This is a genomic window from Sphingobacterium alkalisoli, assembly GCF_005049105.1.
Taxonomy (GTDB): Bacteria; Bacteroidota; Bacteroidia; order Sphingobacteriales; family Sphingobacteriaceae; genus Sphingobacterium; species Sphingobacterium alkalisoli.
In genome coordinates, this window is sequence record NZ_SUKA01000004.1 from 15449 (window position 1) to 37428 (window position 21980).

General features: G+C 39.6%; 16 protein-coding genes and 1 tRNA gene. 7 read left to right on the plus strand and 10 right to left on the minus strand.

Annotation, left to right across the window (positions count from 1 at the left end; genetic code table 11):
* Positions 1-32: 32 nt before the first annotated feature.
* The 6 genes from FAZ19_RS13310 to FAZ19_RS13335 all read left to right on the plus strand — a co-directional run bounded on the left by FAZ19_RS13310 (position 33) and on the right by FAZ19_RS13335 (position 7096).
* Positions 33-2660: a PQQ-binding-like beta-propeller repeat protein gene (locus FAZ19_RS13310; RefSeq protein ID WP_136821244.1), complete on the plus strand. Its 2628-nt coding sequence runs from the start codon at positions 33-35 to the stop codon at positions 2658-2660.
* Between the two features lie 48 nt (positions 2661-2708).
* Positions 2709-3719 (plus strand): DHH family phosphoesterase, encoded by a 1011-nt coding sequence (locus tag FAZ19_RS13315; protein WP_136821245.1) that lies wholly within the window; start codon positions 2709-2711, stop codon positions 3717-3719.
* Between the two features lie 19 nt (positions 3720-3738).
* Positions 3739-4722, plus strand: coding sequence for an FKBP-type peptidyl-prolyl cis-trans isomerase (locus FAZ19_RS13320; RefSeq protein WP_136821246.1), 984 nt, complete (start codon positions 3739-3741; stop codon positions 4720-4722).
* Between the two features lie 142 nt (positions 4723-4864).
* Positions 4865-5644, plus strand: a complete 780-nt coding sequence (locus FAZ19_RS13325; RefSeq protein ID WP_136821247.1) for a TatD family hydrolase — start codon at positions 4865-4867, stop codon at positions 5642-5644.
* Between the two features lie 70 nt (positions 5645-5714).
* On the plus strand, positions 5715-6737 hold the full coding sequence (locus FAZ19_RS13330; RefSeq protein ID WP_136821248.1) for an asparaginase: 1023 nt from the start codon (positions 5715-5717) through the stop codon (positions 6735-6737).
* A 14-nt stretch (positions 6738-6751) separates the two neighbouring features.
* Complete coding sequence (locus FAZ19_RS13335) at positions 6752-7096, plus strand: DUF4180 domain-containing protein (protein ID WP_136821249.1); 345 nt, start codon at positions 6752-6754, stop codon at positions 7094-7096.
* Here the strand turns inward: FAZ19_RS13335 and FAZ19_RS13340 are convergent.
* The 10 genes from FAZ19_RS13340 to FAZ19_RS13385 form a co-directional block, all read right to left on the minus strand.
* On the minus strand, positions 7088-8383 hold the full coding sequence (locus FAZ19_RS13340; RefSeq protein WP_136821250.1) for a bifunctional folylpolyglutamate synthase/dihydrofolate synthase: 1296 nt from the start codon (positions 8381-8383) through the stop codon (positions 7088-7090). The genes FAZ19_RS13335 and FAZ19_RS13340 overlap by 9 nt on opposite strands.
* Positions 8384-8461: 78 nt before the next feature.
* Positions 8462-9286 carry an energy transducer TonB gene (locus tag FAZ19_RS13345; RefSeq protein WP_136821251.1) on the minus strand — a complete coding sequence of 275 codons (825 nt, stop codon included), beginning with the start codon at positions 9284-9286 and terminating at the stop codon, positions 8462-8464.
* A gap of 63 nt (positions 9287-9349) precedes the next feature.
* A complete protein-coding gene (locus tag FAZ19_RS13350; RefSeq protein WP_136821252.1) occupies positions 9350-9757 on the minus strand; it encodes an ExbD/TolR family protein in 408 nt (135 codons plus the stop codon).
* 1 nt (position 9758) lies between these two features.
* The gene (locus FAZ19_RS13355; RefSeq protein ID WP_136821253.1) at positions 9759-10460 is read right to left on the minus strand and encodes a MotA/TolQ/ExbB proton channel family protein; all 702 of its coding nucleotides are present in this window, start codon (positions 10458-10460) and stop codon (positions 9759-9761) included.
* A 36-nt stretch (positions 10461-10496) separates the two neighbouring features.
* On the minus strand, positions 10497-11576 hold the full coding sequence (locus FAZ19_RS13360) for an HU domain-containing protein (RefSeq protein ID WP_136821254.1): 1080 nt from the start codon (positions 11574-11576) through the stop codon (positions 10497-10499).
* A gap of 41 nt (positions 11577-11617) precedes the next feature.
* A complete protein-coding gene (locus FAZ19_RS13365; protein ID WP_136821255.1) occupies positions 11618-13339 on the minus strand; it encodes a TonB-dependent receptor in 1722 nt (573 codons plus the stop codon).
* A 139-nt stretch (positions 13340-13478) separates the two neighbouring features.
* Complete coding sequence (locus tag FAZ19_RS13370) at positions 13479-16508, minus strand: tetratricopeptide repeat protein (RefSeq protein WP_136821256.1); 3030 nt, start codon at positions 16506-16508, stop codon at positions 13479-13481.
* Positions 16509-16806: 298 nt separating this feature from the next.
* Positions 16807-17745, minus strand: coding sequence for an aspartate carbamoyltransferase catalytic subunit (locus tag FAZ19_RS13375; RefSeq protein ID WP_136821257.1), 939 nt, complete (start codon positions 17743-17745; stop codon positions 16807-16809).
* Between the two features lie 30 nt (positions 17746-17775).
* Entirely contained in the window at positions 17776-18321 is a 546-nt protein-coding gene (pyrR, locus tag FAZ19_RS13380) for a bifunctional pyr operon transcriptional regulator/uracil phosphoribosyltransferase PyrR (protein ID WP_136821258.1), read from the minus strand.
* Between the two features lie 256 nt (positions 18322-18577).
* Positions 18578-21607: a glycosyltransferase family 117 protein gene (locus FAZ19_RS13385; protein WP_136821259.1), complete on the minus strand. Its 3030-nt coding sequence runs from the start codon at positions 21605-21607 to the stop codon at positions 18578-18580.
* 254 nt (positions 21608-21861) lie between these two features.
* Here FAZ19_RS13385 and FAZ19_RS13390 point away from each other — a divergent pair.
* Positions 21862-21932 (plus strand) — tRNA-Gln (locus FAZ19_RS13390).
* The last annotated feature ends 48 nt before the right edge of the window (positions 21933-21980 follow it).

Genomic DNA, 21980 nt, shown 5'->3' on the forward strand with positions numbered 1-21980 from the left:
ATTTTCGCATCATAATTAAGTAGGTTTGTATTATGAGGAATACGATTATCGTAACAGCTATTTTGTTTATAGCTGTAATTGGCGCTTCTATTTATTACTTCGGTGACCTTAATAAGGACCACAAAGAGGCGACCAAACCTTTACAGTACTTACCCGAAAATACGCTATTGGTTTTATCCATTCGCAATGATGAAATAACCGACAATATCTTTAAAGATTTTGAGGTGTTTGATGCGATTCTCGGCTTTAGCGAAGCAGAAAGACTGGCGGAGTTCAAGAAAAAACTACTACGCAATGATGCCTTAAAGCCGTACGTATTGGATGCGGAAATTTACATTTCGTTTCATCCGTACCGTAAAAAATCCGTTGAAGCACTATTTACCATTCCAAATACGGAAAAAATAGCAGCTGATGAACTACCTGTAATCATCCAGCAAATGGAAAAAGAATATGAGGTGCAAGTACAAGACACCCTAAATCAACAAATATACTCTTTCAACAATGGCCATGTTGACTCTACCTTGTATGTTATTTACTATGAAAACATACTCTTTGCTTCCTACGCTAAACCGCTGTTAGCGGCTATCGTCAGCAAAGAAACAAAGCACCTTTCGGAGCAACAGGTCGATTATTTCATTAAAAATAGCTCCCGAAACACACCATTAAGTATCTTTTTCCCGCACCAACAACTTCCCACCGCCTTAGAACACTTCCAACGTACAAGTTCCGGTTCCTTTATAAAACAGTTTGAAGAACTGAAAGGACAATCTGCGTGGAATATTAATTTCAAACAAGACGCCTTAATGTTGACTGGTGAAAGCGAAGTCGAAAATACTCAGGGAAATTACATTGCTTTATTCCGCCACCAACGTAAAAAGACACAATATCTCCACAATTTTTTCCCCTCTTCAACGGCTGTGTACATGGAATACAGTATCAGTGACCGAAGACAATTTACCGACGATATTAGTAACTTACTTAAATTCCGTAAGGAGAACGACAGAATATACAAACAACTAACATCTCAACAAGATACTACTGTCATTTATAAATTGCAGAAAGCACTAGGTTTGGAATTTGCATTGATCGAACAGCCGAACCAAACTAATATGGGCTACATAAGCCTGGAAGACCCGCAATCTTGGAACCACCTTAAATCTGAGTTATTTGAAGATACAGGAGATTCAATCTATAGGTTTAAGCACTCAAATCTATTATATACTTTCTATGGCGATGCTTTTAAAATCTTTCCACGCCCTTATGTAACACAAGTAGCCAATGTACTCGTTGTAGCGAACAGCAGTACCACACTTCGCGAATATCAAAAAGATTGGAAAAACAAAAACCTGCTAACAGGAACCTTAGGTTTTAAAAGTTTTGAAAAGCTACAAGGAAATGAAGCTAATATTACCCTTTTTGTTCATACCAAAAATGCAAATTCAAAAATACTAAACTCACTACCACAGCACTATCAGCAAAACTTTAGGAATCGCGACAATTTTGGTTACCAAGACTTCTACTCTTGGTCAGTTCAGCTATCCGGTAACAACGGGAATTTTCTATCTCGCATATATGGGATCTATAAAAGTAAAACTGCTCTCGGAGCTACTTCTGAATGGATTTATCCATTAGAAAATAGGGCAATTACAAGACCTTACATCTTCGAACATTCTGACACCAGTCAATTCATTTTACTTCAGGAGTTAGATCATACGCTGCACGCGATCGCCCCTTCAGGCGCGAAGATATGGTCGTCTGTATTTTCTGGACGAGTAGTAGGTGACCTACTTCAAATAGCTGACCGATCCATTATCTTAGTAACAGACCGAAATAGACTGTATCGTTTTGATACTTCTGGAAAACCGATGAAAGGATTCTCTACGGGCGTACCAGAAGAACCGATTGCTACTCCTACCATTGCGTCGGTAAATGGTCAATCATTAATTATGGTTCCGACGAAGAAAAAAATATACACATACAACATGGAAGGATCTCGTCTTGATCTTTTTCAAGACGAAAGCATTGCAGGCGAAATAAACGGCTCAATACAAGTGGTTGGCGAATATTTTGCAATAGGAACCACTTATGGACGAATTTACTTATTCGACAAACAAGGTCGCATTACCAAGCATATCGACGCTCCAGGAAATGTCGTTTTTAGAAACCCAATTGGAACATTAGATGAAGGCAATACAGAATTCAGCATTCTAGCTACAGATACTGCAAGTAACATCTACAAGTTTTCGCTCGCCAAAGCCCCTGTCATCACACGACCTGACAAGTGGAATGCTAAGTTTTATGCAGACTTCGTAAATGTCGCCTCCTCAAATGCTCCTGAAATGGTTGTTGTCGATGGCAGCCGAATACACGTATACGCGATAAATGACACTTCAAAACTGCTTTTCGAATATAATTTTACAAAAGATATTTCAGACAGACCTCAATATTTCGGATCTGCTACCGGACTGGCTCTGATAGGTATTGCATCTAAATCAACCAACCTCATCTATCTGCTTAATGCGGATGGATCGATAGTCAATGGATTCCCGGTAGAAGGACAACCTTTATTCTACTATGGAAAAATAAACTACAATAGTGACACGTTTCTATTGTGCATGCGAAGAGACCACAAACTTTATGCTTTTCGACATCAAAAATAATTTTACAAGAACATTATTTATTAGTACGTTTGTACCCATAATAATAATATGCTACAAGGAGAAGAGAATTTAAAATTACTGACCGAACCTAGAAAAATTGTAATCACTACTCATCATAAACCCGACGGTGATGCTTTAGGCTCATCTTTAGGTCTTTACCACTGGTTAAAAACAAAAAACCATGAGGTAAATGTAGTCGTTTCATCGGATTTCCCTACTTTTCTAGATTGGTTACCGGGGCGGGAGCTAATTATATCTTATCCGGAAAATCCAGAAAAAGCTAAGCAGCTATTAAGCGAGGCTGATATCATTTTTTGTCTGGATTACAGTGCCCTCTCCCGTACGAATATTCTAGAAAAACATATACGCGAAGCTTCTGCACAAAAATGGATGATAGATCATCACTTGGATCCCGAGGATTTTGCTCAGTTGACTTATTGGGATTCGAATGCCGCTGCCACAGCACAATTAATTTACACCTTCATTGCTGATATCTTAGAAGGAAAAGAATTTATCGATGCCTCTATTGCTACTTGCCTATATGCTGGCATCATGACCGATACAGGCTCTTTTCGTTTCCGCTCCACTACATCAGCAGTCCACCATATTATCGCTAGTTTAATAGAAGCCGGTGCCCGTAATTGGGAAATTCATGAACATATCTACAATAGCTCCACCGAGAGGCGACTGAAGTTTTTGGGATACTGCCTTTTAAATTGTCTTGAAGTAATTCCTGAATACAATACTGCATTATTTTCCATTAGCAAAGATGATTTGGCACAATTCGAAATAAGCACAGGAGATACGGAAGGTTTGGTCAATTACGCACTCTCTGTAAAAGGTGTTCGACTTGCGGCACTAATTGTTGACAGAACCGAATTAATTAAACTATCTTTGCGATCGATTGGAGACATTCCTTGCAATGAAATATGTAAGAAATATTTCAATGGTGGTGGACACCTGAATGCCTCTGGCGGAAGTTCTACCGCCGCTTTAGCGACCGTAGTAAATACATTTAAATCTATTTTACCAGAATACAAAGAACTATTAATAACGTAAATAAGTAGTATTAAATAAAATGAAGAAATCAATTCTATTTCTATCCGCGGCGGTATTATTAACTGCTGCTTCATGCCAAAACTTCAAGAAGGGTGATGGTGGTCTTGAGTACAAAATTGTTGATGACGAAGGCGCAGAGAAAGCGGCTTCCGGCGATCTATTGTCGGTAGACATGACCGTCACATCTGACAGAAATGACTCACTATTAAATAGCACTTACGATATGGGATTACCTCAAATCGTAAATATTGCTCCTGATTCGATCCCCGGGTTATACGCCGGAGATTACAACTCCATGTTTAAAATGTTGGGCGAGGGCGATAGTGCTATCTTCCGTCTTAACTTAGATACAATGGCAGCAAAAACGGGTCAACCAAAACCGGAGTTCGCTGATAAATTTGTTACCTTCACCGTGAAAGTTAGAAAGCACTTTAAAAAAGGACAATTAACAGATTCAGCTATTTACGCCCAAGTAAATAAGTACTTCGAAACTGAAATTGAAGGTTTGAAAAAAGGAGAAGAAGGTAAAATCACTGCTTACGTTTCCTCAAACAAATTAGAACCTAAGAAAACAGCTTCTGGTTTACAATATATTGTTAACGAAGAAGGTAAAGGTGAAAAACCTGCATTAGGTGACACCGTAGTCGTTAATTACACAGGTAAATTGACAAATGGAACTATCTTTGACACAAGCGATCCTGAGCTAGCGAAGAAAGAGAATCAATTCAACCCTATGCGTCCGTACGAACCTATTCGTTTCAGTATCGGAAATGACCCGGTTATTCAAGGTTGGACGGAAGGTCTTCAGTTATTAAACAAAGGTAGTAAAGCTACATTAATCATTCCTTCATCATTGGGCTATGGTGAACGTGGCGGCCAAGGTAAAATTCCTCCTTATGCGCCATTGGTATTCGACATTGAATTAGTCGATGTAATAAAAGGTACAGGAGCCGCGACACCACCGTCACTACCTCAACCGACACCTGGTCAGCCTGCAAACTAAGATTAAAAAAAGCAGATAAAACGACTTTATCTTAACAAATTTTAAATAAAAAAGCGATTCCATTAATGGAATCGCTTTTTTTGTATGGAATTAGGTCATTATAACACAAAACACTATTTTTGAACAGCGCAAATACATCATAATGACACCTAATTACCAACTTACCGATACCCATACCCATATTTACTATCATGCAAACTCGGAAAGTTTGGATGCACAATTAAAGCATTGCTTTGCTAAAAACGTCACCCGGCTTTTTCTTCCCAATGTAGACAGTCAATCCATTCAGCCCGTATTTGACACAGTCATGGCTTATCCAGAAAATTGCTTTCCTATGTTAGGACTACATCCGTGCAGCGTCAAGACTAATTATAAGGCTGAGCTAAAGATCATCGAGAAGGCGATCAGCAACCACCAGATATATGCTATAGGCGAGATCGGATTAGATCTTTACTGGGATAAGAGCACCCTAGATATACAGAAAGATGCTTTTCGTACCCAAGTAAATTGGGCAAAGGAACTTGGACTTCCAATCGATATCCACTGTAGGGAAGCATTTGAGGAAATATTCGAACTACTAGGTGAATTAAAGGACGATAAGCTATTCGGAGTTTTTCACTGTTTCACTGGGACTTTGGAACAGGCTCATCGTGCTATCGCCCTAGGCTTTAAATTAGGCATCGGAGGCGTGGTTACGTACAAGAAAGCAGGATTGGATCATGTCGTAAAAGAAATCGAGCTTGAACATATCGTTTTGGAAACAGATGCTCCCTATCTTGCGCCCAGTCCGTTCCGAGGCAAAGAAAATGAAAGTTCTTATTTGCATTATATAGCCGAAAAAGTGGCTGATCTCCATCAAATAAATATGGCTGAATTGGCGGAAATTACGACTAGAAATTCAGTAACCGTTTTTGGAATTTGATATCATGAATGCGCCAAATCAAACGGAATCCATAAAATGCATGGCAGTTTCACTTATTAAGTGTAAAAAAATGAATAACATATTTATCATATATACCGGAGGAACCATTGGAATGGTCCAAGATCCGGAAACCGGCACTTTTGTTCCATTCGACTTTGAGCTTATCGCAAATAATCTACCCGACTTAAGCCGACTCAACTACAAGCTGACCGTACATTCTTTTACGCCTATTATCGATTCTTCGAATATGAATCCTTCAGTTTGGTTGGAAATGGCCCAGCTAATCAAAGACAATTATGACGCCTACGATGGATTTGTCATATTGCATGGCTCAGATACGATGGCCTTTTCAGCATCAGTATTAAGTTTTATGCTTGAGGGCTTACAAAAACCTGTGATATTTTCCGGATCGCAATTACCTATCGGTGAGATTCGGACAGATGCACGGGAAAACTTGATGACTGCTTTAGAAATCGCTTCTGCAAAGAGGGAGGGACGATCCATAATCCAAGAAGTCTGCATTTTATTTGACAATAAACTGTTTCGAGGTAATCGCTCCTTCAAGTATAATTCCGCAAAATTTGAGGCTTTTCGTTCTCCAAATTACCCAGTGCTTGTAGAAGCTGGTATTCATCTGAAATATAACGATGATGCATTGTTAGACAATAGTGGAAAATCATTTGTTTTACACACCCAACTTGACAATCGTGTAGCCGTACTTAAATTGTTCCCAGGAATTAGCAGAATCACTGTTGAAGCCGTTCTAAGTTCAGACGTAAGAGGAATTGTAATGGAGACTTTTGGTTCCGGCAATACGATGACTGACACTTGGTTTTTAAATCTATTAGAAGACTGCATTCGGCAAGGCAAAAATATTGTCGATATCTCGCAATGTAAAGTTGGTTCCGTTGAATTAGGTCGGTATGAAACTTCCCAAGGACTTAAAGCTATAGGCGTACTGAACGGATATGACATGACTTTTGAAGCAGCAGTAACGAAGCTGATGTATTTACAGGGGGAGCTCGCTAATCAACAAGAAGTAGCCTACTATATGCAAAAGGATATCCGGGGAGAATTAACAATAAATGATTAGAAAAAACACAACACATGCAACTAATAGCACACCGAATAGCTAACAAAAATATAGCAGAACTCATCATTTCGAAAGAAATATTTACAACCCTAGAAGATGCAACGGACTTAATGGGGGATGTATATTATCAAGGTTTTGACAAATTGATTGTGTATCAAAAAAATATAAACCCTAGTTTTTTTGATCTGAAAACCAAATTAGCAGGAGAAATTCTTCAAAAATTCGCAACGTATAAACTACAACTTGCCATAGTAGGTGATTTTAATTTCGACAGCAAAAGTCTAACGGATTTTATATATGAGAGTAATAAGGGGAATTTGATAAATTTCAAAAGCACTTTACAGCTTGCATTAAATTAACGACTGCAACACCTCGGCCACGACAAAATTACTACCACCTACAAATATGAGATCACCCTCTTGAAAGGCATCCTTCGAAGCTTTCAATGCATGGAAAACGGAATCGAACGACTGACCAGACAATCCGTAAATCGTTGCCTTTTCTCGTAACTCTTGAGAAGCCATCGCTCGAGGCATGTCTGGTTTAGAAAAATAATAGGTAGCATCTTTGGGCAAGAATGGCAGCATATGGTCTAGATCCTTGTCTTTCATTGCCCCAATAACAATATGCAATTTTCTATAGGAAACGTCCAGCAGGTTTTTAACAACTTCTTTTATGCCATCCTCATTATGACCGGTATCACAGATGATTAACGGATTCGTAGATATAGTTTGCCAACGACCTTGAAATCCTGTTAGCTGCTGTACGTTAGCCAATCCCCGCTCAAGCGCTTTTGCGGATATCTCAAATCCAGCTTTACGGACTTGATCTACAACTGCCAATACGCCAATAATATTTTTTAGCTGATACGAACCGCTCAAATCTAGTTTCAGCCTATTGTTTATAGAAGGCCCCTTAACCTGTATTAACTGACTATCAATCTCTTTGGATATTCTTACTACATCATATATCTGATCTGCAAATAATAGCGGAGCCTGAAGCTCTTGCGCTTTCGCTTCAAATATGGGAGCGACAATCGGATCAAATTCGGAGATAACAATAGGCGTGTTTGCTTTGATTATACCAGCCTTCTCATTTGCAATTTCTTGAATTGTACCACCAAGCAGATCCATGTGATCCAGACCAATATTAGTAATTAAAGCAACCTCTGGCGTGATAATATTTGTGCTATCCAAACGGCCTCCCAGTCCCACTTCGATAATGGCAATGTCAACACGTTCTCTTGCAAAATAGTCAAAAGCCAGAGCCACAGTTGCCTCGAAAAAAGAAGGATTTACTTGTTCTATTAGATCTTTGTGTTTATTTACATAGTCAACGATAAACTGTTCAGCAATCATTTTACCGTCAATACGCACGCGTTCGCGGAAATCGATTAAATGCGGAGAAGTATATAACCCGGTTTTATAGCCCGCAGAAGATAAAATAGCTGCCAGCATATGGGAAGATGAGCCCTTTCCATTTGTTCCTCCTACATGAATCGTTTTAAATTTATGCTGGGGATTATCTATCGCGGCACATAATTCCAATGTGCGATCCAAATCTTTTTTATAGGCTGAGGCGCCATCACGTGTAAACACAGGCAAGCGACTATATAAGCACGCAATGACTTCCGTATAAGAGTGCATATCTATGTTGCTTGATTTTTAGTAGAAATGTAGAATATCTCTTTGCGTAATTTACGAACTCTCAGGAGTATTTCGCCTCTATCTCAATCTAAAATTGAAAATAATGACCCCTGTCTGGCTATCTGGTGCATTTGCAATTTGGTTAAGACGAGCACCTCTAACCGCTCTTTCACACTTTGACCATAGTGTACCGTCACTTATTGTGGTACCTTTTGCACCTGAACGCGCATAAGTAATTACACCATTTTTGTCCACCTTAAATTCAACAGCAACCCTACCGCGTTGTTGACCATTGTCGTCAATTTTAGGAGCGACTGTAAAACGCCTGTTTGCGAGTGAAATCATCGCATCCCCAAAACCAGATCCGCCCTCACCGTAATTACTAGCTAATGGATCACCCAATTCGGAGCCCTGATTACCTGGTGTAGATCCGGTACCATCTCCCGATCCAGTTGCGTTATTTTTTTTACCTTTATATAAGGCATTTGTATTTACCGTTGGTGTGCTATTTTTCTTTTCGGTCGTTGTTTCAACAGCAGTTGTTTTCAGTGGTTTTTCAGCCTTGGTAACAGCTGGAGCATCATCCATATCTTGCGTAGCCACAACTTTGTCTGCTGTCTGCTGTGTAGGTGTTGGAATAGGTGTTTCTGCTGGATCTATTTTATCGGGTCTCACATTGTTAGCATTTTCATCAAGTGACGGTTCCTCAACTGCCATATAATCGTCCCCCATTCCTTCCTCTGCTGTACCATAGTTAACAATAATACCTCCCGTGCCATATTCAGGCAAGTCGCTTTGACCAAAGACAATAAAGAAGCCTATAGCGATTAGTATAACCATTACGAGGGACGAATAGCCTAACGCCCTTGGCATATTATTTTCTTCTTTAAGATGATAATACATACACTTCTACTTTTGAGTATGACCTATGATTCACAAATAAGTTTAACAAAGGTCATCATATTACTAGTCTTTTTTAGGCTCCGTAGCCAGCACCAATTTTATTTTCAGTCTATTTGCGATATCCATTACCGAAATCACATTTTGAATAGGTACTGTACTGTCGGCATATAACATAATAGTTACTTCTTCGCCTGTATTCATACGTGATTGTAATGCCCCTTCTAGCGCCTCATAGGGAACTACCTGCTTATCAACATGATAAGCTAAATCACTGGTCACGGAGACCGTAACAGTTTTCTTCGCAACAGACTGTTCTCCCGCACTTGATCGAGGTAATAACAACTTTACCACCTGTGGATTAGCAACAGCAGAAGCCAAGAGAAAAAATAACATCAAGAAAAACATGATATCATTCAACGCTGCTGTATGTACCTCTGCAACAGGTCTATTTCGTCTATTTCGTATATTCATACTATACTCCCGGTTCGTCCAATAAATCAATAAACTCTACCGCCTCTGTCTCCATACGTAAGATTAGACGTTCAACCATCATATTCAAAATGTGGTAGCCTATATAGGCTAAAATACCTATAGTCAATCCAGAAGCTGAAGCGATCATCTTCACATAAAGTCCACCTGAAACCGTACCGATATCGATACCTCCTGCAATTTCAACCTCGCGGAAAATTTGAATAACACCGAAGATAGTTCCTACGAAACCTAACATCGGAGCAATACCAGCAATAATACCCAGGATATTAATATTTTTTTCCAATTTGGACACTTCTAACTTACCAACGTTTTCTATAGCGCCTTCGATATCTTTAATCGGACGTCCCACGCGTGTTAACCCTTTTTGTAACATACGTGATAGCGCAGAATTACTTGAGCGACATACAGCGATAGCGGCATCTAGCTTGCCCGACAACACATTACTTTTTACCTGCGCCATCAATCCCCCATCCGATCGCGAGGCATTCCTGATCGTAATATACCGTTCAATAAAGATTACTAATCCGAGAAAGAAAAGTAACAAAATAGGAATCATGATCCAACCGCCCTTCATCATGAGCTGAATCAAATTCAAATTCTCTTCTTGTGTGGCTAATTGTACTGACTGTTGTTGAACTTGGCTCAACGTGTCTACTGTTAGATTGTCTTGTAATAATGACATAGTAATCTATAAAATTTATTGTAATGGTTTTTTATTCTATCTAATTTTATCAGGCCAGGCATCTGCAATAATATGTTTTTGAACATAATTTAATGCCGAATCCATCTCCTGTTTTGTCTCATATGTATCCCACACCACTTTCTTACGATTGTGGGCAAGATTGGGAGATACCACCTTTACACGTTTATGCCCATCTTTATGAAAAGCTTCGGCCTGTTGATAAGCCTGTGCTAACGTACGGTGCGAACCTATCACAATTTGATACATATGTTTAGGTGTAGATGGTGGTTCCTCCGATTCCATCAACATGTCTAAACTATCCGAGTCATTTGGCGTCAACGTATCTTGCTCAACCATTACCTGATTTGTATCGATCAATATTTCGGGAGTTACCACATCCACTGGTTGAAGCACTACGGTAGGAGATGCTTTTTTGTTCATATCCCGGACGCTATAATAATATATTCCGCCAAGAATCAAAATAGCCAACATAGCTACCAGCCCGTACCACATTGCCTTATTCGATTTCATCTGTACCTCTTCATCTTCGGGAGGTAGTTCTTCCATCTTCGTACTCACGGGAATCAAATTCGCCGCCGGTTCCTCCGGTGCTGTGAGCTGTCCCTCCGTATCCTTGCTTTCTTCTACAGGCGGATTGGTAATTACAATCTCCTCTCTCGAAAATTCTTCAATGATTGGTTTGGGTTCTTCGTCGGCAGGCAAATAAAATTTATCCTCCATGGATTCATAATTAAATCCACTAAGATCAATAGCCTTGAAGACATAGCTGTCACCGTAACTAACTAAATAGCCTAAATCATCTAACTTAGCCTGACCTTTTTGGTTTAGTTGCTCAACGATGCTACGTATAGCTACATCTACCTCTTGCTCAGCCTCTAAACGGTCGTTTTGCTTCATCTGCTGTACGTATGAGACAAAATCATAACCTTCAGCAGATCTTGAATCAAACTCAATAAAGGTAATAGGTGGCAAGAATACATTTTTTTTAGCATCGAAAGTTGCCGGAGTATATATTCTTTTGAATACCCCTAGACCTTTGACATATACTTCTGTCTGACGCTTTAATAATGTATGTATAAGTTTACCTAAATTCATGTACTCCCGTTATTGACTTGCAAAGTTATAACCTTATTTCGTTAAAATGAAAAATTAAGTCCACCGATCACACCAAATCCCAATCTAGGATAATATAAGTACCGTTGGTATTCATTGTTAAAGATATTGTTGGCTTTTACAAAGACGCCCAAATTTTTCAGCGCTTTATACTCGGCACCTGCGCTTAGATCAAAAAATGCCGGTATACTCTCCTTGCGGTACGTACCGATCGGTCCAGAGGTTTGGCTGTCGTAATCATATTGTTTAGCGTAAGATGTCCCGTGGAATAAAGCTTCTGCATCGATATATAATTTCTCCGAAATGTTGAATCGAGCATTGGCAGCCAATCGCATCTTTGGTGTAAACCATGCTTCCTCTTCAGTAGCCGTAGTATATTGATCAATGTTCAGCTTTCCACCTAAGTTAATCAATTCTGAAAGGCGGATATTGATTTCTCCTTCCAAGCCAATGTATTTGACAGTATTGTCTTCATTGCCATCATAAATCAAATCAAACTGAAAAGGGTTATCCAGGTTATTCACAAATAAAGGCAGCCCTTCCAAAGTCTTGTACATTACTTTAGCCTTATATCCAAAGGTAGCTCCAGCATTTCCTTTGATTCCTCCAAAGAAACTCAAGCGTTCCACCACGTTTCTGTAGTCCTGCTCAGGACCTAAATAAGGATTTTGCTGGGTAAAAGACTTGTAAGAGGCACGTTGTACTCCTCCGCTGATACCACCAAATATATGAATGTAAGTAGGCACCAAAGAGAAATCGACCTCTGCCGATGGAAAAATATTAAACCTGCTGCTATCACCAAACTCAGACACCAAATTCGCTCCTAGCGTAACCGCATAGTTATCTCCTTTGAAGCTGATATAGGGATTGATGTTTGCTAATGAATTATTGATCTTACCGTCATTTACCGTATTAGCCGTTCCTCCAATAGAGTTGACATCCACGGCCACATTAGCACCGATATTAAAGGCTCGTACACGCTTGTTCAAATAAGCGGAAAGCGCTACGGAATTTTCTTTGGCATCGAACTTATCCTTATAGGTGTAGGCATCAACTTTGGCCGAATACGAGAGTGCGTCTTCATTCAGGGGGTCAAAATTGCTGGTCAGTTCACCTGTGAAATAGATATCATTAAAACGCTGTGCCTCACGTGCGGGATTCAGTGTTTCTCCATTCATTGCTTCTGGCACACCGTAGAATCGTGTACCGTACCTATTATATCCGACAAGACCATCCACGGTAAACGCCGGAAGTACTCTTCTACCAAAAACACCTACTTCCTGTCTCGAAAACTTTTGATCGTCCAAACTCCCTTTTTGATTGAGATGTTTTACAAACCCTCCAAAACGAATATTTTCATAATCCTCTACGGCTATATAGGCTTCACCAAGTATCGTGCTAAAATTACCGATTCCTAGTTTCACATAATTGCTTGTAATGTCCTCTATTCTCGTAAACGGCATTTCCTGCACATCCAACTGTTTCAAGCCCGTATTGATGTCCAATTTTTTATCAACCACATTGCCATAAGATAACTTGGGCATGTAACTACGTTTGTTGGTCATATCCGGGCTACGACGAATCTTTACCGCATCTGCAAGAATAGGCTTGTAATCACGTACGACGTCAAAAGAATCTATAGTAACTGGCTTATCGGGATCTTCCTGTGCCACACCTTGTGAACCAAAACCCACCAATAACGCTACTATGGCATAACTCTTAAATCTTGTTTTATGCAATTTCATCTAATTATTTTTCTTTATGGCTGATGAGAGCTCGTCCGACAGCAGCGGACTCGGTTTCATCTAATTATTTTTCTTTATAGCTGATGAGAGCTCGTCCGACAGTAGCGGACTCGGTTTCATCATTATTTCCTATTTCTTATTATTTAAGTTGTTGCAAACGATCTTTCGCATCTTTGATCACACCATCGTCTTGATTTTCATAATTTTCGATGATACTCTCCAAAGTTGCTTTTGCCTGAAAGTTGTCGCCTTTCCCTTTGTACGCATCCGACATCAATATAAACCCTCTACCAACCCAATAATCGTAGGAAGAGAATGTATTCGAAATATCAAAAGCAGATTCAATGGCTTTGTCAAATTGTTTAGCCTCTAACTGTTGTTTGGCGACTAAATAACGAGCCTCAGCTCCTGTGATTGTTTTACTTTTCAATGCCGCCAAATTCAACTCCTTAGTTGCATCAGCTGTTTTGTTCGTTGCCAAATATGCCTTTGCCGCGTAAAGATGAGCTAAACCAATATTTTCTTGCGAAGACTTCTCGTAGTTTTTAACAAGATTAGCATAATTTAGCGTCTCTATATAATCACCAATATTGAAGTAACTTACTAATAGATTTTGGATTGCAAAGCCGTAATTCTCTTTGTATTCCGAAGTCAACTCCAGTTTCTTCAACACCTGCACGGCCTCATTATATGCTTTATTACGCAAGTGCAATTTAGATACACTCACGAGCGTGCGTTCTGTGTATGCGCTCGTCCAGTCGTTCATAATAATATTATAGTCGTGGAGCGCTTCCTTATCTTTTCCTAATGCGGCATTACTTTCTGCACGGATAAAGCGTGCATATTTCTCCTGAATAGGTTTTGGAAACTTGTCAAAATATGCATTTACAGCTTCTAAAGCCCCTTGCCAACTGCCTCTATCAAATAAATTCCGTGCTATACCAAATGTATGCGCATCCTGTTCTGCTGTGCTTAGGTCTCCTATATTCGTGCTTGTTGCATATCGGATATAACCTGTCGCATCATTATTGTCAAGATAAATATTTTCAATCGAACGAATAGCTTGTTTTGCCTCATCAGTCGTAGCATACTGGTTTACTACACGCTGGAAAGTAGCCAAAGCAGCTTCATTATTATCCTGATTATACTGCACTAGGCCAATTGTCACCAAAGCACGTGGAACATAAGAACTACGCGGGTACTTCTCTACCATGGATTGAAGTCCTGTAATTGCCTCATTATGTTGGCCCATCAAGAAATAGGTATAAGGCACTTCAAACGCGACGTCATCAGCGTAGTTTGATTTCGGGAATTTTTCGATTACTGAATTCAACGTCGCTATCTTCCCTTGATTATTTCCTTGCAGTCCCAGAATAATCCCACGTTGAAATAAGGCATAATCTTGACTTTGTGCTTTTGAACTAATCAAACGATCATAATAGTTCATGGCCTTACCGTAATTTTTGGCACCAAAATATGAATCAGCTAAACGTGCAATGGCATCATTGCGCGTATTTAGTTCAATACCGTCTTTTCCACCTGATGCCATAAAACGTTCAAAATAGTTGGCGGCCGTCGTATAGTTATCATTTCGGAAAGCCGCATAGGCAAGCGCATAGTTGGCGTAGCTGTACACATCTGTGTTCCTTGCATCAGGCAATTGGAGGAATTTATTGAAGTTGGCCACCGATTCCCGGTACTTACGCACCTCATACATTGCCTCTGCCTTCCAGTAAATTGCTAACGCATAAATTTCTTGGTCGTAACGGTTAGCCTCTGAACGCATGAACATTGAAATTGCATTCTCGAAGGCACGCTCATTATAGTATTCCAACCCACGGTAATAGGTCACCTTTTGATACGCAGCTTTGGATTCCCTAGTTGTACGATCGATAGACTCCAATACATCTACTGCCGCACGATAGCTTTTTGTACTTAGCAGCACCTCCGCCAATAATGTTTTGGCTTCTTCAGTACGCGCAGAATTGGGATAAGTATCTAAGTATTCCTGTGTCGCATCAAGCGCGACCTGATGAAAATCCAATTCGTAAGAGAGCTTCGCATAATTGAACAACCCCTCTTCTTTAAGTTGCGGATCGAACTCGAGTTTAGAAGCTCTAAAGAAGGCGTTACGCGCACTTTGTTTATTATTCGTTTTTAAAAATGCGTCACCAAGTGTGATCATTGCGGATTGATAATACGCATCGGATTCATTCATTTTTTCAAGCTCGATGATTGCTTTTTCGTAGTCACCTAATTTGTAGGCGATGTACCCAATCTGATAGCTATCTTGGTTGTTTTGCGTTTTTCCTTGATCCTGTGCTTGAAATTTATCATAGTATGATTTTGATTGTTGTAAATCACCCTTTATAAAATATGTCGCACCAATAATACGGAACATTTCAGTTTCATTTTCTTGCTTAGTAGTCTGCAAGATCGGTAAGGCGTAAGTTAACACATCATCATAACGCTTATCCAAAAAATAAAGCGCCGTAATATAGTACGGATAACTTGTTTCGTAAGTTTTAGAACCATTTAACCGTTCAAATTCATTTAAAGCCGTTTTATACTCCGCGTCCAAGTACGACAGATAAGCATAATAGTATATAGATGCTTCTTGGTATTGACTTTTTTCATCTTTAAGTCTCTCAAAGACAGGTTTAGCCGATGTATAGTCATCTGTCATAAATTGTGCATATCCCAATTTAAAACGGTACTCGGTATTCTCTGCGCCGGCTAAATTTTTGGAGTCAATTTTCAAAAACCATTCTATCGCCTTTGCATAATCTTTCTTTGCATAATAGGACCGTCCGATCTGAAAATAAGCCGCCTTAGAATTCGCACTAGCCGGAAAATCCTTAATATATTTTAGAAATTGCGCCTCAGCATCCGCTTCACCCAATTCTAGCGCACATATAGCTTGATAAAAACGAACATTCTCTTTGATTAGTGTCAGTTCCTCTGTTTCATCCAATTGCAACGTAGATTTAGTACGTAATGCATCAACTTGATCGAACTGCTTAGCAGCCGAACTATACTTTCCTCTTTCAAATAATTCAAGACCGGATTTATATGCCTTGTTAACATCTTGCCATGCCGTTTGCTGCGCAAAAACAGGAGCTGATAATAAACTTAAGGCGACACCTAAACCGTAAATTTTGTTGTACATAGTGGTGTGTAATGTATTTTATAAATTCTTAAAAAACTTACTATTAAACCTGTCAATATTATAACAGAGGTAAGTTTCCGCAAAAGACTTCGCTTCAGAATACGAAAATAATCCTTCGAAAACAAGTTTTCCTCAAAAGTTGCTAACATCTGTTAACAACTACAGTATTTAACGAAGATTTAACAAAAATTGTATGAGTTCCGATAAAAACCTCCGATCCGCTGAACTTCTACAGATTATATAAAGTCAATCATGGGGGGGGGTACATATCCGCCAGGAGCTATCCTTTTCAGAAAAACTAACCTCTCTTACCTGCCAGGAGGTACAAGACGGCCATACGTACGGCTACTCCATTTTCGACTTGATCTAAGATAATAGCATGCTTACTATCGGCAACATCCGATGTTATTTCGACTCCTCTGTTGATAGGCCCCGGATGCATAATAGTTATCTCTTTATTCAAAGAATCTAAGATTTCCTTATTGACCCCATAGAGCATGGTGTATTCACGAAGTGATGGGAAATACCCGATATCCTGACGTTCTAACTGGATACGAAGCATATTCGCAACATCACACCAGTTCAAAGCTTTCATCAAGTCATGCTCCACTTTCACCCCTAAGGACGTAATATACTTAGGAATCAATGTTGTTGGTCCACACACCATCACCTCTGCCCCCTGCTTTTGAAGGCAAAGTATATTAGACAGTGCTACCCTAGAATGCAAAATATCTCCAATAATAGCCACTTTCCGTCCAGCGACATCTCCATAACGCTCACGGATGGAAAACGAGTCTAACAATGCCTGCGTAGGATGTTCGTGTGCACCATCACCCGCATTCACAATCTGCGCATCAACATGTCTGCTTAAAAACACCCCGGCTCCAGCATATGGATGACGCATGACGATCATATCAACTTTCATTGCCAAAATATTATTGACCGTATCGATCAGTGTTTCCCCCTTACTAACAGATGAGGATGAAGCTGCAAAATTGATGGTATCTGCCGAAAGTCTCTTCTCCGCTAACTCGAAGGACAGCCGTGTACGGGTTGAATTCTCGAAAAAAACATTCGCAATGGTAATATCTCTTAACGAAGGCACCTTCTTAATGGGACGATTTAAGACATCTTTAAAATTTTCAGCTGTATCCAAAATAAGCTGAATATCTTTTTCAGTTAGGTCTTTAATGCCCAATAGGTGGCGGGTACTTAACTGTTCTGTTGTTGTTGACATCGTATCAGAAAAATTTATCTGTTTAAAGCTCTATTTCTTTTCTGTAATAAGCACTATACTATCTTCTTGATCCACCTCTGCCCAGCTGACAATAACTTTTTGAGAGTCAATGGAGTCGACCTGAATACCGATATAGTCGGGTTGAATGGGAATCTGTCGTGAAAAACGACGATCTACCAATACAAGTAATTCAATTTTCCCAGAACGGCCGAACGCTTGCACTGCATCCATCGCCGAACGAATCGTACGCCCAGTCCATAATACGTCATCTACAAAAATAACATCCTTACCTTCTACAATAAAATCGATCTGTGTACTATTGGCTAACAAAGGAGAACTACCTTTCATTCGGAAGTCATCTCTATAGAATGTGATGTCTAAAATACCAGTACTAACCTCCTTCCCGATCATCTCCTTTAATTCTTTAGCTAGGCGCCACGCTAAATATGTACCTCGTGGTTGGATACCAATTAAAGCCGCATTACTAAAATCACCGTGATTTTCAATCAATTGCTGGCATAGTCGCTTGATTGTAATCTGAAACTTGGGACCGTCTAATAAAATAGATTGTTTCATCTGTATATTAATTTCCTCCATGGTCAAATGGAACTTAGCACAATTAAATATTACTTACTACCCCATGGTTTAAATAGGAAGTCCTCGCAAGCACTTCTGAGGCCAAAAACCGTGCATCATGACTATTTAATCATGCACCATTCATGGCTGGAATATAAAGCAAAAATACACTTTTTATCGAAAAATAGAATCACAAAAAGGATATCTTTTGGCATAAAAAAAGGCAGCTTATTCTACTAAGCTGCCTTTTCTAGCTTTATTGCTCTTGTTGGAACAAATAGGCATATTCCTTGAAAAGTTTCTCCACTTCCGCTTTCATCTCCTTATCCCCACTTGTTTCCAAGACCTGTTGATAACGTTGTATACTCGCCAATCCAAAACGGATATTGCGGTATTCAAAGTTATTTTTCGTTTCCGATATGTTCATGTAATACTTCAAGTTTTCACCAATATATTTCAGATTGCGTGCTACGATTTCTTTCGCTTTAGCCGATTCCCCCACTTTATACATGGCATCTACCAACGGAGTATAACTCATTGCCTCAGACATTTGAAAAGTTCTCTTAGGCATACTTTCATAAGCTTTCAAAACCACCTTACGAGCCTCCTCTTTTTTGTTCTGCGCTATTAAGCTCTGTGCTGTTTCACCAAATATTGAGCTCACATATAAACTGATGTAGCGATAGGAATCCGGATCCAAGAAAGAAGAATTTGCCAAATTACCCCATTGGTATTTATTCATAATATGCCCGTATACTGCGTCTGTGTTTACGATTGAACTGGGATCATCCTGGTTTAAGCCTGTATTAATTGGCATCAGCCGCAAGGCAAACCCCTCCGAAACGAGAAAGCGATTTAGCCCTATGTAATTCTCCTCTGGTGTAGTTGTTGTGAAGTAGATTGGTCTCTTCCAATTATTATTTGCTAAAATTGCCATGATGGAAAGCTCGGCACGACTTACATAGTTCATAGAATAACTCCACTGTAAGGTATCCACTATAGATTCTTCCCATTCCTGAGGAACCACTTTATTGGCTATTACCGCATTTTTGTCCACCACAAGTTGCATATTCTTTGTGGGCAATAAGTTCACATACTCTCCACTTTGTAATTGCGCTTTATTCTGTGGATTATCAGATAACATTACATTCAGCAGATCCTTAACATTAATGTATCCGGGAATTTGCATATCTTGATAATAGATTACATCACGTACACCATCTTTCACTTTTTCGGGATCAATATCAATGGGCAGTGCATCAGCATCATTTACTTTTTCCATCATTTGGCGCATGTACCAGTCTGAACTCAACAAACTTAAGTTGACCACGCGCACATCTGTACGGAAGCCTTCCACTTCTTGTACATACCATAGTGGATAAGTATCGTTGTCACCATAGCTAAACAAAATTGCATTGGGCGCGCATGACTCCAGGTAATTTCGCGCCATATCCCGCGCCAAGAATTTTTCTGAACGATCATGATCATCCCAATTCTGTGACGCCAGTAACACTGGAGCCGCTAACACCCCTATTCCTATCGCTACATATCCTGCTGTCTTCGCATTTATCTTCTTGCTTAATGCATCTGCAATAGCCAATACACCTAAACCGATCCAGATCGAAAAGGCATAGAATGATCCTGCATAAGCGTAATCCCGTTCACGAGGTTGAAGTGGTGTCTGATTTAAATACAGTACAATCGCCAATCCGGTAAAGAAAAATAGTAATCCGACCACACCAGCATCACGCTGATTCTTACCAAAATGCCAGAACGCCCCAAATAGACCAATAAGTAAAGGTAAAAAGAAGTATGTATTACGAGCAGGATTTTCCTTTTCAGAAGTAGGTAATGCATTTTGTCCACCTACTAACATGTTATCAATAGGTTTAATACCACTAATCCAATTCCCTTCGGTTAAGGAACCGTGCCCCTGGACATCATTTTGCCGACCAACGAAATTCCACATAAAATATCGTCCATACATATGTCCAATTTGGTAACCAAAGAAGAATTTTAAATTATCAGCAAAGGTTGGAGACTGGTTTTCTGCTAGTCCCAAGTATTCCCGATAAAAACCGGGATGGCCGCCCTTCTCACTATAAATACGCGGAAAAACAGTCTCCTTATCATATTTATATTCCGTTTTCTTTTTAGCTACAACGTACTTGTCCCCATCCTTACGATAAACACTACCCGACTCCACCATATCAATAGGCTTAGCGTCGAAAAAACGTCCCTTGAACAACGGTTCGTCACCATACTGTTCACGATTAAGGTAACTCAAGAATGTAAAAACATTATCCGGATCACTATTATTCAACGTAGGGTTTGCTTTTGCACGAATTAGGATCATCGCAAACGAACTATATCCTAAAATAATAAATCCTAACGAAATTAATGCGATATTAAGAATCGGCTTAATCTTCTTAATCGAATACCATATACCGTATACCATCCCTCCCACAACCAGAAGTGCAAAGAATGTGACACCCGTTCCAAATCCTAAGCCAAGTGTATTTACGAAGAAAAGATCCGCAAAGGCGGCAAATTTGATCAGATATTGAATTACCCCCCACAAGATTAACGCCAATACCACAACGCCGATTAAAAGCGCCTTTATGGCTCCACTTGTCGTTACATTGCTGGCTCTCCTAAAATAGATCACTAACGCGATCGCTGGTATAACGAGCAAATTCAAGAGGTGAACACCAATAGATAAACCCATCACATAAGCGATAAGTATCAGCCACCTATCTGCCCCCGCCTCATCGGCACGTACTTCCCATTTTAAAATAGCCCAAAATACGACCGCAGTACATAAGGATGACATGGCGTACACTTCGGCTTCCACCGCAGAATACCAAAAGGTATCTGAGAAGGCATAGGCTAGTGCGCCTACCAGTCCCGCTCCCATGACTTGTACAATTGCAGTATCCGAAAGTTTCTCCGTTAAAGAAGCCTTTCCTACGAAAGCTTTCCGCGCCACTGCGGTAATAGACCAAAACAAAAAAAGAATGGTTAAACCACTGGAAACAGCAGAACCAATATTCATCCAAAATGCAATCCGTGAGCGGTCACCCATTGCAAAATTCGAAAACAAATTTTCGATCATAAGAAAAAGCGGAGCACCGGGTTGGTGCACGATCTGCATCTTATAAGCCGAGGCTATAAATTCACCACAGTCCCACCAACTGGTAGTTCGCTCTGCGGTAATAACGTACGTTAAAGTCGCAATAATGGCACATAACCAACCTAATAGATTGTTTATTTTGTTGTAATTCATATGTAATACGGTTATTCTTAATAATACCGCCTCGAAAATAAGGATTACATCGTAAGAAAAGAACAATATTAAAATATTTTAACACAAAACGTTCAAGTTCCTATACCATTTAATATAGACCCCAGAGGTACAAACAAAAATATTTTATTGAGAATCAGCCTCTATCCAAAAAATAACCAAAAAAGTTTTGGAGAAATAAAAAACGGGTGTATATTTGCATCGTCAAAACAATCAAATACGGGTTGACAGTTGCTTGCCCGATAGTATAAGGGTAGTACGACAGTTTTTGGTACTGTTTGTCTTGGTTCGAATCCAGGTCGGGCAACATAAAAAAGGAGGATTACGCAAGTAATTCTCCTTTTTATTTTTAGGT

Coding starts and splice junctions, on each gene's coding strand:
- FAZ19_RS13335 (WP_136821249.1), top strand. CDS start 6,752: ATGCAACTAATAGCACACCGAATAGCTAACAAAAATATAGCAGAACTC.
- FAZ19_RS13320 (WP_136821246.1), top strand. CDS start 3,739: ATGAAGAAATCAATTCTATTTCTATCCGCGGCGGTATTATTAACTGCT.
- FAZ19_RS13370 (WP_136821256.1), bottom strand. CDS start 16,508: ATGTACAACAAAATTTACGGTTTAGGTGTCGCCTTAAGTTTATTATCA.
- FAZ19_RS13325 (WP_136821247.1), top strand. CDS start 4,865: ATGACACCTAATTACCAACTTACCGATACCCATACCCATATTTACTAT.
- FAZ19_RS13310 (WP_136821244.1), top strand. CDS start 33: ATGAGGAATACGATTATCGTAACAGCTATTTTGTTTATAGCTGTAATT.
- FAZ19_RS13360 (WP_136821254.1), bottom strand. CDS start 11,576: ATGAATTTAGGTAAACTTATACATACATTATTAAAGCGTCAGACAGAA.
- FAZ19_RS13365 (WP_136821255.1), bottom strand. CDS start 13,339: ATGAAATTGCATAAAACAAGATTTAAGAGTTATGCCATAGTAGCGTTA.
- FAZ19_RS13345 (WP_136821251.1), bottom strand. CDS start 9,286: ATGTATTATCATCTTAAAGAAGAAAATAATATGCCAAGGGCGTTAGGC.
- pyrR (WP_136821258.1), bottom strand. CDS start 18,321: ATGAAACAATCTATTTTATTAGACGGTCCCAAGTTTCAGATTACAATC.
- FAZ19_RS13330 (WP_136821248.1), top strand. CDS start 5,715: ATGAATAACATATTTATCATATATACCGGAGGAACCATTGGAATGGTC.
- FAZ19_RS13315 (WP_136821245.1), top strand. CDS start 2,709: ATGCTACAAGGAGAAGAGAATTTAAAATTACTGACCGAACCTAGAAAA.
- FAZ19_RS13340 (WP_136821250.1), bottom strand. CDS start 8,383: ATGCACTCTTATACGGAAGTCATTGCGTGCTTATATAGTCGCTTGCCT.
- FAZ19_RS13375 (WP_136821257.1), bottom strand. CDS start 17,745: ATGTCAACAACAACAGAACAGTTAAGTACCCGCCACCTATTGGGCATT.
- FAZ19_RS13350 (WP_136821252.1), bottom strand. CDS start 9,757: ATGAATATACGAAATAGACGAAATAGACCTGTTGCAGAGGTACATACA.
- FAZ19_RS13385 (WP_136821259.1), bottom strand. CDS start 21,607: ATGAATTACAACAAAATAAACAATCTATTAGGTTGGTTATGTGCCATT.
- FAZ19_RS13355 (WP_136821253.1), bottom strand. CDS start 10,460: ATGTCATTATTACAAGACAATCTAACAGTAGACACGTTGAGCCAAGTT.